The organism is Micromonospora sp. NBC_01412 (assembly GCF_045040215.1).
Lineage (GTDB): Bacteria > Actinomycetota > Actinomycetes > Mycobacteriales > Micromonosporaceae > Micromonospora > Micromonospora rubida.
Genome location: NZ_CP109528.1, coordinates 7,294,512 through 7,310,141 on the forward strand (window position 1 = coordinate 7,294,512; position 15,630 = coordinate 7,310,141).

Consider the following 15,630-nt stretch of genomic DNA (forward strand, 5'->3'; position numbering starts at 1 on the left):
CCCGACGCAGGCCCGCTGCCACCGTCTGGTTTCCACCGAACCCCGGGACCGGCCATTCTAGATCGACTCCCGTCTTCTGTGATACGCGGCCATCCGCTAATAAGACATTAGCATGCGCAGATTGGCGTTTGTGAGCTGACTCTCGACACAAAAGCCGCACCACGCAGCAGACCCGGACCTACGGATACCCCTGATCCTAGGGAACTCCCCAGTGCCCGACAAACAACCACAAGTCCATGATAGACGTTAGCCATTTATGAGGCGGAGGCATCATTGAGCAGCCGGCTATACGCCCTCCCTGTCGACCAGACGGGCTGGCACATCAAGGCAGGGAACACCACCGTATTCGACTGGGACTACGACGAGAGCCGGGACAAACTTCTCACCCTCTATGAAAAGGGCAAACAGCGGCAGTGGAACGCGGCGGAGCGACTCGACTGGACCATCGAAATCGATCATGACGACCCGATGGGCATACCGGAAGAATCGGTGGCCATCTACGGGTCACGCACCTGGCAATCACTGAACCGCAGAGAAAAGGCCAACGTCCGGCTACACATGAACTCGTGGCAGTTCTCCCAGTTCCTCCACGGTGAACAGGGCGCCCTCATCTGCTCCGCCAAGATCGTGCAGACCGTACCGGACATCGACTCCAAGTTCTACGCCGCGACCCAGGTCGTCGACGAGGCCCGCCACGTCGAGGCGTACTCCCGCTACCTACGGGAGAAGATCGGCTTCGCCTACCCCATCAATCCGCACTTCAAGGACCTGCTCAACGACATCATCTCCGACTCCCGCTGGGACATGACCTACCTGGGCATGCAGGTCCTCATCGAGGGTCTCGCCCTGGCCGCGTTCGGGCAGATCCGCGACTACTCCAAGGAACCACTCGCCCAGGCGCTCAACGCCTACGTCATGCAGGACGAGGCGCGTCACGTGGCCTTCGGTCGGCTGGCCCTGCGCGACTACTACCCCGAGCTGACCCAGGCCGAGCGCGACGAACGTGAGGATTTCTGCATCGAGGCCTGCCACATGCTCCAGCAACGCTTCGTCGGCGAGGAGGTCTGGACCGCGCTCGACCTGGACGCCGCCGAGTGCATGGCCTTCATGCGCGACTCCGAGCACTACCAGTACTTCCGGTCCAAGCTGTTCTCCCGGATCGTGCCCACGCTCAAGGACATCGGCCTGTTCGGCCCGAAACTGCAGCGGGCCTTCGCCGACATGGGAGTGCTCAACTACCAGGACACCAACCTCGACCGGTTGATGGCCGAGGACGAGAACGTCGCCGACGAGGTCGACAGGCTGCGCCGGGAGCAGGTCGCGCGGGCGATCCGGCACGGCTCAGAGTCGTCCTGACCCACACACCGAGCTTCCGGCCCGAGGAGATCGCCCCGTGGACACCCCAACCGCTGTACCCGCCAACTACGTCCCGCAGGCGTTGGCGCTGTTCGAGAAGTACGGTCCGGCGGAGGCGATCGTGCACCAGGGCCGCCGGCTGACCTACGCCGACCTGCGGTACGGCGTCCTGCACCTGGCCGAGGCCCTGCACGGGCAGGGAATGGTCGCGGGCCGGGCGGTGGCGGTGGTCGCCAACAACCACCCGGACGTGGTCATGTTGCACTTCGCTCTGCACCTGCTGGGCTGCCGGTCCGTCTGGGTGGCCCACGCGCCCCTGGAACACCAGTTGGACTTCCTCGGCCAGGCCCGCCCGGACGCGCTGGTGTACGACCCCCGCACCCACGCCGAGGCCGGCGTCGAACTGGCCCGACGGTCGGCCACCCCGGCCGTGTTCAGCCTCGGCCCCGCCGCCCTGGGCACCGACCTGTGGCAGGCACCCCGGCGGGCGCTGGACCCGGCCGCCACCACGGGCGAACCCACGTCGGTGTTCCAGACCAGCGGTACGACCGGACGCCCCAAGCTGGTCCACCACCGCAACGTGCTGTTCCAGACGATCCTGGAACTCGCCACCAGGTGGGCGGGCGAGGGCCGCCCGACCCGCCACCTCTACTACGGCGTCTTCTGGCACGTCAGCTCGCAACTGGGCGTCATGGGCATGCTGTTCGCCGGCGGGACGCAGGTGATGTGCGACTCCTTCGACGCCAGGCAGTTCTTCACGCTCATCGAGCAGGAGCGCATCACCAGCACGAACGCCGCCTCACCCCGCCTGTACGAGCTGCTGGACTGCCCGCTGCTCGGCCGGACCGACCTGAGCAGCCTGGAGATGATCACCCTGGGCGGCTCGACCGTCGCCCCCGCCCGGCTGACCCAGGCACTCGAACGCTTCGGGCCCATCGTGCGCGTCGCGTACGGGATGAGCGAGGCGCCCCTGATCACCGAACTCAACGGCGACGAGCACGACCCGAGCCGGCCCCACCTGCTGCGCTCCTGCGGACGCGCCTACGGTGACGTGCGCATCGCCATCCGGGACGAGGCCGGACGGGAGTTGCCGCCCGGGCACCACGGTCAGGTGTGGATCACCGGTTCGCTGGTGATGGCCGGGTACTGGGGACAGCCGGAGCTGACCGCCGGGACACTGGTCGACGGCTGGCTGCGCACCGGAGACACCGGACACCTCGACCAGGACGGCTACCTCTACCTGGTGGGACGCGACCAGGAGCTCATCGTCACCGGTCCCGGCGCCGTCAACGTCTACCCGGGACCGATCGAGAACGTCCTGACCGCCCACCCCGACGTCCACGACGCGGCCGTCGTCGCCGTACCCGACGACGCCTATGGTGAGACCGCGTACGCCTTCGTCGTGCCCGTACCGGGTGCCACCGTCACCCCCGAGCAGCTCCGCGACCTCGTCACCGAGCGCCTCGACACCAACTGGACCCCGCGCGACGTGGAGTTCGTCGACGCGTTGCCCATGATCGGCTACGGGAAGGTCGACAAACGCACACTGCGTGACCGCTATCTCGCCCGTACCGGCGCGGCAGTCGGTTCACCGGAGTGACGGTGTCCACCCGGCCCCGGGCCGCCCTCGTCGGGCTGCTCACCGCCGGCACGATCTCCGACACCGGCACCCGGGTGTCCACGGTGACGCTGCCCTGGCTGGTCCTGGTCAGCACCGGCAGCCCCACCCGGATGGGCCTGGTCGTCGCGGCCGAGATGCTGCCCTACGTGCTGACCAGCGCGCTGGGCCCACCGCTGGTGGACCGACTCGGTGCCCGTCGGGTCTCCATCACGGCCGACCTGGCCAGTGCCGCCGGTATGGTGCTGCTGGCCGTCACCTACCAGCTCGGGTTCGCCACGCTGCTCGGCCTGGTCGCCGTCATCGGTGTCCTCCGGGGTCTCGGCGACAACGCCAAACGGGCGATGGCGCACGCCACCATCGCCGCGGCGGGTGCCTCGATGGCGCGGGTCAGTGCCATCGACGACGGCCTGCACCGGATGAGCATCCTCGTCGGCGCACCGGTCGCCGGTGTGATCATCGCCTGGCTCGGCATCACCCAGGCCATCCTCATCGACGCGGCAACCTTCGCCGTGGCCGCCGCCGTCGTTACGGCGCTGATCCCCGCGTCCATCGGACGGCCCACCCACGCCGCCGCGACGGAGCGGGAACCGTACCTGAAGGCGCTGGGCATCGGGCTGCGCCACCTGCGACAGGACCAGGTCGCCGTCGGGATCTTCGCGGTGATGTTCATCATCAACCTGTTCAACCAGGCCAGCGTCGCCGTCTACATCCCGCTCTGGGTCGACCAGGTGCTCGACAACCCGGCCGCGCTCGGCGCGGTCAGCGGGGCGCTCGCCCTCGGCGCGATCGTCGGCAACATCGGCTTCTCCCTCGCCGCCACCCGGCTGCCCCGCTACGTCACCTTCACGATCGGGCTGCTCGTCGGCGGGGCCCCGCGCTTCCTGGTCATGGCGTTCAGCCACGACCTGCTGGTGGTGATCGCCATCACCTTCGTCTGCGGCATGGCGCTGTCCTCCGTCAACCCGATCATCGCCGCGACCATCCTGGAACGCACCCCGCCACCGTTGCAGGCCCGGATGTTCGGTCTGGCCACCGCGTTCTCCTGGGCCAGCATCCCGATCGGCGGCGTGCTCGGCGGCTGGGCCGCGTCCGCCCTCGGGTTGACCGCCGCGATCACCCTGAGCGGACTGCTGTACCTGATGGTGGCGCTCACCCTGGTGCTACGCCCCGCCCGGTGGCGCCGCCTGGACGAACCACCGCCCACCACGGCGAACATCACCGACCCGGTCCGGACGTGAACACCATCCCGGCCGCCCGGTCGCTACCGTTCCCGTCGTCCCCGGCCGTGCCGCCCGGCACGGCGCGCGTCGCCCGGCCCGGCGAGGTGCCGGCAACCCCCGACAGTCCCCCCTCCACGATCCACACGCGACCGGTCAGCACTGCGGAAGGCGCCTACGACATGCACGTTCGAGACGACTACGGGCTTCCCATCGCCGAAGCGGACGCGCACGAGGCACTCGCCGCACACCGCGCCGGCGACCTACCCCCGGTCGCCCTCATCAGGGTTCCCGAACCGCCCCGCGACACCTGGGCGGACCTCGCCCGTGCCGGGTTCATCCGCAAGCCGATCTGGCTGAGCTGGCGGGCGCCCACCCCACGCTCGGTCGACGACTACGCCGCCCGGCTCGCCCGCAAGGCCCGCCAGGACCTCCGCCGGGCCATCGACCGGGCGGCCAGCGCCGACGTGCACATCGAGGTGCACCAGACGCTCAGCGCCGACCAACTCGACCCGTTCCTCACCCTGTACGAGAGCCGGGTCGACGGCATGGCCTTCGGCTTCTCGTTCGCCGGCTCGATGCGCGCCGGCATGATCGACAATCCGACGACCTTCGGCGTCTTCGCCTACGAGAAGGGTGAACTGGTCGGCGGCTGCCTGTGCCGGGAGTTCCCGCAGGACAATTCGGTGTGGCTGCTCTTCTCCGCCGTCGAGGCCCGCTGGCGGGAACACAGCCTCGCCCGGGTGATCTACCTGCACGCCTTCGGGGAGACCCTCAGGCGCGGCTATCCCGAGGTGACCATGGGCAACGACCCCAACCTCTACGGACACGTCGCCAAGCCCGGCCTGTTCCTGTTCAAGACCCGTCTCGGCTTCGAACCGGTACCCGCCAAGCCCATCGGCCGGGCCCCGGCGGGCGACTGCGCCGACCTGCTGCTGTCGGTCGAGGCACTGACCACACCCGTGGTCATGCTGGGTTACGCCGACGGCGACTCCCACGCCGCCGCCAGCACCCCGCGCCTGACCAGCCACGTCTTCGGCGCCGGGCCGGAGATCGACATCCACCGGTACACCACCCGTACCGTCGACACGGCCAGCCGCGTCGACCTGCCGGCGCGGGTAACCCGTACCACCGCCTGACCCCTGAGTCGCAGTCCTGCTCCACCGCCGTACCCACTGGCCGCTCCGGATGTGACCCGCAGGGGAAACCAGAGCCGCACAGCCACCGATTGTGAGGGCGGAAATGGTCTGTTCGCTCGTCTGCGCCTGCTCGTCCGACGAGGCGACGCACGCGACCCGTCGTTGGATCCTGATGTCTCCATGAACACGGACCTCAGTCAGGAAAGGCCCACACCCGCCCGCCAGTCCGGGTCGGCAACGACGAGGATCTCCGTCCTCGGGCCGTTGCGCCTCGAGCACCTCGATCACACCGTGCAACTCGGGCCGAAGGTCTCCGGTCTCCTCTCTGCACTGGTACTCCACGCCGGCCGACCGGCCGACGCGGGCCAGCTCGTCGACCTGCTGTGGGGAAAGTCCGCCTCCGCGGCAGCCGAGACGACTCTCCGCAGCCACGTCTCACACCTGCGCCAGAAGTTCGGACTCCCGCCCGGCCAGGACGGCCCGGTGGCCACGGTGCGGACCGTGGGCACGCCGGCCAGCCGGGGCTACCTGCTGGAGCTGGCGCGGGACAGCATCGACGCACAGGTCTTCGAGAGCGCGGTGGTGGAGGGCAGCCGGCTGCTGCGGACCGGCGGTACCGCCGAGGCGCGGCAGGCGGCGAAGCTGCTCCGGGACGGGCTGGCGCTGTGGCGGGGCACCGCCTTCGCGGACATCGCCCACTGGTGGGGCGCCACGGCCGAGATCAACCGTCTGGACGCGCTGCGCCGTTCCGCGATGCAGATCCGCGCCGAGGCGCTGGTCGAGATCGGCAGTTACCTGGAGGCCACGGTCGAACTCGCCGGCATGATCGCCGTCGACCCGTACAACGAGAAGGTGCGGCGCCTGCTGGCGCTGGCGCTCTATGCCGACCAGCGGGTGGACGAGGCGGCTGAGGTCTGCCGGGAGGGGCTGACCCTGTTGGCGTGCCGTGGCCTCGACGCACCCGACCTTCATGACCTCCAGCGGAGGATCCTGCGACGTACGGTTTCCGTCAGGGCGCGCCCGTCGGTGCCGCGGCTTCTGCCACCGGCACCGTCGATCTTCGTCGGCCGCACCGCGGAGCTGGAGACCGGCACCCGACTGTTGGGCGGCACGGGCGGGCGCCCGAAGACGCTCGTCCTCAGCGGTCCGGCGGGTATCGGCAAGAGCACCTTCGCCGTCCACCTGGCGCATCGGCTGGCCGACCACCTGCCGGGTGGGCAACTCTACGTCGACCTGCGCGGTTTCGACGCCGTCTGCCCACCGCTGTCCGTTCCGGAGGTCATCCGGACCGTGCTGCTGGCCCTCGGGGTGCCGCCGGAACGCCTGCCCGTCAGTGTGGACGGCCAGTTGGCGCTGTACCGCAGCCTGCTCGTCGACCGTCGGCTGCTGATCGTGTTCGACAACGTCGCGGACGCCCACCAGGTCCGGCCGTTGCTGCCCGCGGCGGCGGGTTGCCCCGTCATCGTGACCAGTCGGAGCAGCCTCACGAGCCTGGTGGCGACCGGGGCCGCGCTGTCGCTCCCCCTCGGCCCGCTGTCCGATGCCGAGGCGCGGGAGCTGCTCGAACGGCGACTGGGCGTCGATCGGACCGCCGCCGAGCCGGCGGCGGTGACCGAGCTCGTCGACTACTGCGACGGCAACCCACTGACCCTCGCGGTGACCGCCGCACAGGCGGCCAACTTTCCGGGGCTGCGGCTGGAGCAGTTGGCCGCCGAACTGCGGGTGCCCGAGACCCCACTCGACGCCCTGCCCACGGTCGACGTGGCCGGCACCCTCTCGGCGTCGTACCGGATGCTCAGCGACGGTGCGGCGAGGCTCCTCCGGCAACTGGCCCCGAACATCGAAACGGAGTTCACGTCCACCCGGTGACAGGTCCGCTCAGCCCAGCTTCCCACCGGACACGCCGACCTGCCGGCGGGCCGGCCGACCCACCCACGGTCACGGCCGGCCCCACGCGGTCAGCCCGCGGCGGCATCCGGGGCCCAGTACGCCGCCGGCGCCGGGGCGCCCAGAGCGTCACGCACCATGAGGACCGCCTCCAGGCGGTTACGGGCGCCGAGCTTGGCCAGGGCGTGCGAGACGTGGCTCTTGACGGTGGCGCTCGAGACCCCACAGAGTTCCGCCGCCTCGGCGGTGGTGAGTCCCTCGCCGAGGCGGCAGAGCACCTCGCGTTCCCGGGCGGTCAGTTTCCGCACCGCGTCCTGGGACCGCCGGTTCGCCCCGGCCGGGTCGACGTAGAAGTTCAGCAGGGCCGTGGAGAACACCCGGTTCCTGCCGGCAACCGCCTGCACGCTGCCGGCCACGCCGCTGAGATCGGTCTCCTTCACCAGGCAGCCGGCGGCGCCGGCCGACACCGCGGCGTCGAGACTGCGCCGGGACCAGTCCAGGCACAGGAGAACGACCCTGATCCGCCGGGCGGTCAGCTGTCGGATCGCACCGACCATCGGTTCCCCGTGGCTGGCTCCGAGGACGGCCACGTCGACGCGTCGCAGCGGCCAGTCCGCCAACGGTCGGCGGCTGTCCACCTCCGCCACGACGTCGAGCTGGCTGTCGCCGTTCAGCACGTCGTGCAGCAGGTGACGCCAGAGCGGATCGTGGTCCGCGACCAGGACCCGGGTGCGCGTCCTGGTGCGGGTCCCGCCACCGTCGGACCTCGATCGCGACCGGAACTGGCGCGTCGCATCCTGGACCACCGTCATGTCGACACCTCCCGATGCAGGTCGGCTGCGCTCAGTCGCCGGATGCCGTCGCGGAACCGGAACTCGTAACAGATCCGACGCTGCGCCGCACCGATGAGCGCGGCCAGGTCGGCAGGCCGGTCACAGCGCCCCCAGAGCAGGTCGAGATGCCGGGTCATCACGTCGGCGTCGAGCACGTCGCCCACCCGTGCGTACGCCCGGAAGCCGTCGATGCCGTCGACCTGGCGGACGTCGGCCGCGCCGGTGATCGAGAGGAGTTCACAGGGCTCGACCGGAGCCAACGTGTGGTACTGGAAGTGAACCCGGTCCGGCTGGTCGATCGGGGGCACGGTCACCGGTTGGCCGAGTGCCAGCTGCCCGGCGAGACGGACCACGTCGAAGCCGGCACAGTGCCGGGCCAGGGCGGCGATGTGGCCGCCCAGGCGACCGTTCACCTCGATGATCCGTGGCCCGCGCTCGGTCAGCTTGATCTCGGTGTGGGTCAGACCGGGGCCCAGGTCGAACGCGGTGAGGGCACGCGTGGCGAGATCGAGGATCTCCTTTCGCTCGACGTCGGTCACCGCCGCCGGCCAGAACTGCCCCGTCTCCCGGAAGGGCGGCACCAGCGGGAGTTTCCCGGTGACGGCGAGATGCCGCAGCCCCTGCGGCCCGTGGTAGCTCTCCACCGACACGTAGTCACCGTACGGTCCGCCCGACCGGCCCACGAGGAGCTCTTCGACCACCACGGTGGACACCCGGCCGGCCGGCAGGAGCGGGGCGAGCACCCGGTGCGCCACCGCGTCGTCAGGGATCACGTACGTGTTCCGGCTGCCCTGGCCGTAGACGGGCTTGACCACGGCGGGCAGGCCGACGTAGTCCCGGGCGGCGGCCCACTCGTCAATCGAGGAGATCGGGCGGCTGCGTACGTCGTCGACGCCGCGCAGGCGCAGTCGCTCACGTTGCCGCACCTTGCTGGTCAGCAGCCCGGTCGTGGCGATCGGGTGGAACGGCAGGCCGAGCGCGTCGGCCAGCCACGCGGTGACCGGCAGCATCGGCTCGGAGAAGGTCAGGACCGCCGCCGGGGTGAGCCGGCGCACCGCCGCCAGATCCGCCTCGCGGTCGCCGGTCAACGGTACGACGTCCCCCAGCCGGCGCAGCACCTCCCCGGTCCGGTCGGTGTACCCGCTCGGGTTGACCAGGAACGCCACCGGGCCGAGCGCCCCCAGTCCGACGGCGATCTCCGCGGCCGACGCGGCGCCGCGGTCGTACACGACAACCAGCGGGCCGGCCATCAGTCGGGCATCCCCGCCGCCGCGTACAGCGCGCTACGGTACAACTCCAGGTACGTCGTCACCTGCGCCTTGTCGAACAGGTCGGGATCGTAGGCCACCGCGACGGCGGTGCCCAGGTCACGCGAGTTGATCATGAAGTCGACCATGAGCGGGAAGCTGGCCTTGTCGAAGGCCCACCACGCGCCGGGCCTGATCGCGGTCAACTGCTCCAGCTGGTCGTACACGTGGAAGTGGGTGAAGTTGAACGCCGTGTCGAACGGTGGCCGGCCCAGTCGTTGCTCGATCACGGCCAGCGGATACCGGCGGTGACGCATCCCCCGCTGCTCGGCGGCGAGGGCGCTGCGACACAGTTCCACCTGGTCCTCGGGCACCACCGGCACCCGGATGGGAACGGTGTTGAGGAACAGTCCGACGAGGAGGTCCGCGCCTGCGGTCTCCGGCCGCCCGTTGACCGTCAACCCGGTCACCACGTCACGGTCCCGACCGGTCCAGGTGCTCAGGGCCCGGACGTGACAGCCGAGAACCAGACTCTTCAGGGGGACGCCGATGGTGCCGGCCGCCGCTCTGAGGCCCTCCAGCAGGGTCTCCCCGACCTCGAAGGTGAGCATCTCCCGTGGGTCGGCCGCGCCGCCGAACCGCCCACGGTCGAGCAGCAGCCCGGGCACGTCCGCCTCGGCGTGCCAGAAGTCGGCGGCCTCCCGGTTGTCGATGGCCTCCCGTTCCAGCCGGAGGAACTCCCGTTGACCGGAGGCCGGTGGCAACGGCAGGTCCGCCGGCCGGCCGGTGAGCTTCGCATCGTACAGCGCGAGAAGCTCGTAGCAGAGCCGCGCGTAGCTCCAGCCGTCGAGGATGGCGTGGTGGAGTGTGAGGGTGACGTGGAAGCAGCCCTCGAGTGCCACCACGTGGCAACGGAGGACCGGTGGGCGGCCCCAGTCGATGGCCTGGGACAGCTGCGTCTCACGCCAGCGGGCGACCGGTTCGGCCGTGGTGGCGTACTCGATGGTCAGCGGCGGGTCCACCGAGGACCACAGCAGTTGCGCGGGGACGCTGAAACCGCCCAGGTCGAAGGAGGAGCGCAGGGCCTGGTGCCGGCCGCACAGCTCGTCGAGCGCACCCGTGAACAACCCCTCGTCGAACGGCCCGGTCACCTCGACACCGATGAGGTCCTGGTAGAGACGGGGGTCGCCCGACGCCTCGCTCAGGTAGATGAGCCCCACCTGCAGGGCCGAGGCGGGCCAGGCGTCGCGTACCTCCGCCGGCATCAGCGCCCGGTCGTAGGGGTCCAGGAGACCGAACGGCTGGTAGTCCCCCACCCCGTCGGCAGGTCCGTCGCGGCCGGCCACCGCCGCCACCAACTCACTGACGGTCGGAAAGTACAGCAGGTCGCGCAGCTCGACCGGAATGCCCAGCGCGTTGGCGTCCGCGACGACCCGTAGGGCGATCAGCGAGTCCCCGCCGAGGGCGTAGAAGTCGTCATCCGGGCCGATCGGCTGGTCACCGAGGTGCCTCCGCCAGATCTCCACCATGGCCTGCGTCGTGTCGCTCATTCGGCGTACTCCCTCGGGGATGCCGTGCGCCGCCGGGTCAGCACGGGCAGGTGGGTGATGCCGGCGATGAAGTTCGATGCCAGGTGCTCCACCGGGCCGTTGAGCTCGATCCGTTCGAACGCCCGGAACAACTCGGCGAAGAAGATGGCCAGCGTCATCCGCGCCAGCGGTGCGCCCAGGCAGTAGTGCGGGCCGAATCCGAAGGCGATGTGCCGATTGTCGGGGCGGGTGATGTCGAACCGGTAGGGATCGGTGAAGACGTCCCCGTCCCGGTTGGCCGACCCGACCCAGACCGCGACCGCCTCGCCCTGGCGGACCAGGCCGCCGCTGAGTTCCACGTCCTGCCGGGCGTGGCGCAGGAAGCTGTTGGCCGGCGAGGTCCACCGCAGGCCCTCCTCCACCAGGCCGGTCAGTGCCTCCGGTGCGGCGACGGACTGCGCCGGGTGCTCGATCAGCGCGAGGACGGTGCCGGTGACGGCGTGCGGGGTGGTGGCGTTCGCGCCGAGCAGCAGGCTGTAGCAGTTGTAGATGACCTCTTCGGTGGTCAGCCGCCGACCACCGGCCAGCATGCGGGCCAGGTGCCCGATCAGGTCGTCCCGTCGCTGGCACCCGTCGTCGCGCAACTGCCTGGCGAAGTAGTCGAACAGGCCGTGGTGGGCGATGGCCAGGGTGGCGGCCGGATGACGCACACACAGCCCGGGGTCCTCTGGCGCGGCGGCCATCGCGGTCCACCGAGTCAGCTCGGCCCAGTCCGGTTCGGGAATTCCCATGAGCATCCCGGCGACCGCCATCGGCAGCTGGGCGACGCACTCGGCGAGATCCCATTCCGTACGGTCGAGCACGGGCAGCAGGATCCGGCGGACCGCCCGGACGACGTCCGGTTCGAGGTCGCGCACCGCCCTGGCGCTCAGCACGCGGTTGAGCGGGGTGCGCAGCTCGGTGTGCCGGGGTGGGTCGGTCGACACCAACATCAGTCCGGCCGCCCGGTCTCCGTGGCCCAACTGTTGCAGGAGGCTGCCCTGCTCCGAGGTGAACTCGCGGTGGTCGCTGAGCACCCGGCAGGCGTCCCGGTACCTGGTGACCGACAGGAAGATCCGCCCGTCCGGCAGTTCCTGCCGGTGCAGCGGATGCCGGGCCCGCATCTCGGCCCACACCGGGTGCGGGTCACCCGTGGCGTAGAAGCCGGGGGCGAACAGGTCGACGTCCGCCACCGGCGTCGTCAGGGGTTGGACGCCGCTGGAGATCCTCACCGGATCTCCAGCATCTGGTGGGCGGCCTGCACGGTGCGGGCCAGTCCGGCCGGTGTCGGGTCCAGATAGAACGACAGCGGGGACACCTCGACGCCGTGTGCCTGCCGGAGTTCCGCGAGGATCTGCACCCCGAGGAGCGAGTGGCCGCCGAGTTCGAAGAAGTCGTCGTCGGCACCGATGCCGTCGAGACCCATGAGGTCCTCCCACAACTGCGTGATGCCCAGCTCCAGCTCCGTAGCCGGTTTCCGGTGGTCGGCGCTGACCTCGGGCCGGCTGTGGGACTCCCGGCCAGCCAGCTCCGTCCGGTCGACCTTGCCGTTCGCGGTCAGCGGCAACACGTCCAGCCTGGTCACCCGGGCGGGGACGGCGTACGACGGCAGCACCTCGGTCAGCCGTCTGCGGAGCTCCAGCACGGATGCGGTCCCCGTGAAGAAGGCCGCGAGGCGCCTGCTCCCACGCGCGTCGTCCTGCACCACGACCGCGACGCCGGTCACGCCCGGCGCCCCGACCGCCACGGCCTCCGCCTCCGCCGGCTCGACCCGGAAGCCCCGGATCTTGACCTGCCGGTCCCGCCGACCGACGAACTCGAGCTGCTCACCGGTCCGCCGGACGAGGTCGCCGGTGCGATACATGCGCGAGCCGGGGGTGGCGGCGAAGGGGTCGGCGACGAAGCGGGTCGCGGTGAGGACGGGGTCACCGAGGTATCCGTGGGCGATGCCCGTCCCGCCGACGTACAGTTCGCCGACCTGACCGTCGTCCACCGGCCCGAGCCGATCGTCCAGGACGTACGCCGTGCTGCCGTGGATCGGCTGGCCGATCGGGACGGTGCTGCCGGTGACCACGGAAGTCATCCGGTGGCAGGTGCTGAAGGTGGTGTTCTCCGTCGGCCCGTACCCGTTGATCAGTACGGTGTCGGGCAGCGCCGCCACGGCGCGGTTCACGTGCGGTACGGAGAGGACGTCCCCGCCGGCCAGCAGGTGCCGCAGTCCGCGCAGGTTGTCGAGGCCGGCCTCGACCGCCCGGTGGAACAGGCCGGCGGTGAGCCACAGCACCGTGGCGCGCTGTGCGGCGACGTAGGCGCAGATCTCCTCCGGCGAGAGATCGCCCGGCGGCGGGATGACGAGGCAGGCCCCGTTGAGCAGCGGGCCCCACACCTCCAGCGTGGACGCGTCGAACGCCAGGGGCGCGTACTGGACGAAGACGTCGTCGTCGCGGACCGGCAGGAAGCCGTTCTCCACCACCAGGCGGACGACGGCCCGATGCGGTACGCACACCCCCTTGGGCCTGCCGGTGGAGCCCGAGGTGTAGGCGAGGTAGGCGAGGTGGTCCGGGCCGGCCCGGACCACGGACGGGGCTGCCGGCCCGTCGTCCAGGGCGTCCGGCACCGTCAGGGCCCGGCAGCCGGTCGGCAGGTCCGGCAGTCCGGAGGGTGTGGTGAGGACCAGGTCGACGGCCGCGTCCCGCAGGATGGCATCGCGGCGCTCCGGCGGGTAGCGGTCGTCGAGCGCGACGTACGCGGCGCCGGACCGGAGAATCGCCAGCAGGCCGACCACGGCCGCGGCGGAACGTGGCAGGTGCACTCCGACCACCGCCCCCGGTGCCGTGCCCGCCTGCTGCAACCGGTGAGCGAGCCGGTCGACGCGCCGGTGCAGCTCGTGGTAGGTCAACTCGCCGTCCCAGGCCCGTACCGCCGTCAGGGCGGAGTGCCGTGAGGCGATCTGCCGGAACAGCTCGTCGATCATTGCGGGGCACGCTCCTGTAGTTGCGCCGACAGCAGGGCGAGCAGCGTCTCGGGTGCGTTCAGGAACTCGTAGTGGCCCCCCGCGAGGACGTCGAACCGCACGTCGTCGCTGTAGTGCTCCCAGCCCCGCAGTTCGGCCTCGGTCACCTCGGGGTCGTCGGCCCAGTGCAGCACCGAGATGTTCATCGGGACCGGCGCCGGCTCGTCGAGCCGGTAGTAGCGGTTGGCCTCCAGGTCCTCGCGCAGTACCGCCATGCCCAGTGCCAGCATCGCGGGATCCGGTTGCCCGCCGCGCCGCACCGCGAGGTCGGCCAGCTCGTCGAGGAGTTCCTCGTCGGTGAGGGCCAGGAACCGATCGTGCGGACAGTGGTGCGGCGCGACCTGGGCCGAGACCACGAGGCTGGCCGGGCGCGGCAGCCGGTCGACGGGCAGGCGGCGTGCCGTCTCGTACGCCGGCAACGCGCCGGCGCAGTGACCGAAGAAGGCGAACGGTCGGTCGAGCAGCGGTAGGAGTTGTTCGGCCAGTACGTCCGCCAACTGCGCGTAGCTGCGGTAGTGGGGCTCACGGACGCGGTTCTCCCGACCGGGTAGTTGCACGAGGCAGACCTCGATCCCGTCGATCCAGCGGGGCCACCGGTTGAACATCGACGCGCCCATGCCGGAGTACGGGAAGCAGAAGATGCGGCCGACGGACTCGTCGGACGGGTCGCGCAGCAGCCAGCGGTTACGCTTCACGTGTCATCCTCGCTCGCCCTGCGTCGGGCACATCGGTGCCGAGCCGGTCCCGCACAGCAGGGGTAGCTGCTGGCGGATGAGATCGCCGAGCTCCGCTGCCCGGTCGCGGTAGTAGAAGTGGTCACCGGGCAGCAGGGTGGTGGTGGCCGGCCCGAGGGTCAGGTCCTCCCAGCCACGCAGGTGCTCGGGAGTGATGTCGGGGTCGGCGTCGCCTCCGACGATCAACATCGGGCAGGGCAGGGGCTGCGGCGACTCGACGTGCCGCGCGACCAGCAGCGTGTCGGAGCGGATCGCCTGGATCGCGAGGCGCAGCATCTCCGGGTCGTCGAGGATCTCCTCGGTGACGGCGTTCTCCTCCCGGAGGACGGCGACCCACTGTTCGACGCCGCGTGACTCGATCTCGTCGGCGCACAGTGTCTTGAACGCCGTCGGCTGGGCCGACGAGATCACCACGAGTTCGACGTGGCGGCCGGAGCGGATGAGCCGGTGTGCCAGCTCGAAGCAGAGCAGCCCGCCCAGGCTGTGCCCGAGGAGCACCAGGTTGCCGACGGTGTGCTGGTCGATGTCCTGCGCCAGCTGGTCGGCGAGATCGTGCAGGCTGGCCGTGGGCTGCTCACCGATGCGTGGCCCCCGTCCCGGGTACTGGAGGACGAGCGTCTCGTGGGCGGTGGGTGCCACGTGCCGCAGCAACTCGTGTACGGAGTAGGCGCTGCCGCCGCCGTACGGCGCCACCACCACGGTACGGGTGGCAGGGCGGCTGGGCTCGCCGGCAACGCCGCGGTACCGCCACAGCCCACGCGTTATTGGCTCCAGCGCCATGCGGCACACTCTCCTTCATCAATGATCTGGGCCCAGTGAAGCACTCGGCTGTGGAACCACTGTGGAATCGGCGTGGAAGGCGGGAGCCGGTCGCCGCCTCCCGGCCACGGACCTCCACCGATGGTGGAGGCTGGGCGCACGTCCTCCACCATCGGTTGAAGACAGGCCGCTGCATCAACGAGATGATCTGAGAATCCGCCGGGCCTCTGTTCTCTGGTGCGCGCCTGGGCCGTGC

General features: G+C 70.5%; 12 protein-coding genes. 5 read left to right on the forward strand and 7 right to left on the reverse strand.

What is annotated here, in order from left to right:
* Window positions 1–273: 273 nt before the first annotated feature.
* The 5 genes from OG617_RS31790 (at window position 274) to OG617_RS31810 (ending at window position 7,202) form a co-directional block, all read left to right on the forward strand.
* Complete coding sequence (locus OG617_RS31790; RefSeq protein WP_405096568.1) at window positions 274–1,356, forward strand: ferritin-like domain-containing protein; 1,083 nt, start codon at window positions 274–276, stop codon at window positions 1,354–1,356.
* Between the two features lie 37 nt (window positions 1,357–1,393).
* On the forward strand, window positions 1,394–2,956 hold the full coding sequence (locus OG617_RS31795; RefSeq protein WP_405096569.1) for an AMP-binding protein: 1,563 nt from the start codon (window positions 1,394–1,396) through the stop codon (window positions 2,954–2,956).
* Window positions 2,957–2,958: 2 nt separating this feature from the next.
* Complete coding sequence (locus OG617_RS31800) at window positions 2,959–4,215, forward strand: MFS transporter (protein WP_405096570.1); 1,257 nt, start codon at window positions 2,959–2,961, stop codon at window positions 4,213–4,215.
* 161 nt (window positions 4,216–4,376) lie between these two features.
* Window positions 4,377–5,333: a GNAT family N-acetyltransferase gene (locus tag OG617_RS31805; protein WP_405096571.1), complete on the forward strand. Its 957-nt coding sequence runs from the start codon at window positions 4,377–4,379 to the stop codon at window positions 5,331–5,333.
* A gap of 180 nt (window positions 5,334–5,513) precedes the next feature.
* Window positions 5,514–7,202, forward strand: coding sequence for a BTAD domain-containing putative transcriptional regulator (locus OG617_RS31810; protein WP_405096572.1), 1,689 nt, complete (start codon window positions 5,514–5,516; stop codon window positions 7,200–7,202).
* Window positions 7,203–7,291: 89 nt separating this feature from the next.
* Here OG617_RS31810 and OG617_RS31815 read toward each other — a convergent pair whose 3' ends face one another.
* The 7 genes from OG617_RS31815 to OG617_RS31845 are packed head-to-tail and all read right to left on the reverse strand — an operon-like array spanning window position 7,292 to window position 15,395.
* A complete protein-coding gene (locus tag OG617_RS31815; RefSeq protein ID WP_405096573.1) occupies window positions 7,292–8,032 on the reverse strand; it encodes a LuxR C-terminal-related transcriptional regulator in 741 nt (246 codons plus the stop codon).
* Entirely contained in the window at window positions 8,029–9,303 is a 1,275-nt protein-coding gene (locus OG617_RS31820; protein ID WP_405096574.1) for an acetyl-CoA carboxylase biotin carboxylase subunit family protein, read from the reverse strand. Before OG617_RS31820 ends, OG617_RS31815 begins: the two co-directional genes overlap by 4 nt.
* Window positions 9,303–10,850 (reverse strand): condensation domain-containing protein, encoded by a 1,548-nt coding sequence (locus OG617_RS31825; RefSeq protein ID WP_405096575.1) that lies wholly within the window; start codon window positions 10,848–10,850, stop codon window positions 9,303–9,305. The genes OG617_RS31820 and OG617_RS31825 overlap by 1 nt, the downstream gene beginning before the upstream one ends.
* Window positions 10,847–12,100, reverse strand: coding sequence for a cytochrome P450 (locus OG617_RS31830; protein WP_405096576.1), 1,254 nt, complete (start codon window positions 12,098–12,100; stop codon window positions 10,847–10,849). Before OG617_RS31830 ends, OG617_RS31825 begins: the two co-directional genes overlap by 4 nt.
* Entirely contained in the window at window positions 12,097–13,842 is a 1,746-nt protein-coding gene (locus OG617_RS31835; protein ID WP_405096577.1) for an amino acid adenylation domain-containing protein, read from the reverse strand. Before OG617_RS31835 ends, OG617_RS31830 begins: the two co-directional genes overlap by 4 nt.
* Window positions 13,839–14,576, reverse strand: a complete 738-nt coding sequence (locus OG617_RS31840; RefSeq protein ID WP_405096578.1) for a thioesterase II family protein — start codon at window positions 14,574–14,576, stop codon at window positions 13,839–13,841. Before OG617_RS31840 ends, OG617_RS31835 begins: the two co-directional genes overlap by 4 nt.
* A gap of 3 nt (window positions 14,577–14,579) precedes the next feature.
* Complete coding sequence (locus OG617_RS31845; RefSeq protein ID WP_405096579.1) at window positions 14,580–15,395, reverse strand: thioesterase II family protein; 816 nt, start codon at window positions 15,393–15,395, stop codon at window positions 14,580–14,582.
* Window positions 15,396–15,630 lie beyond the last annotated feature (235 nt).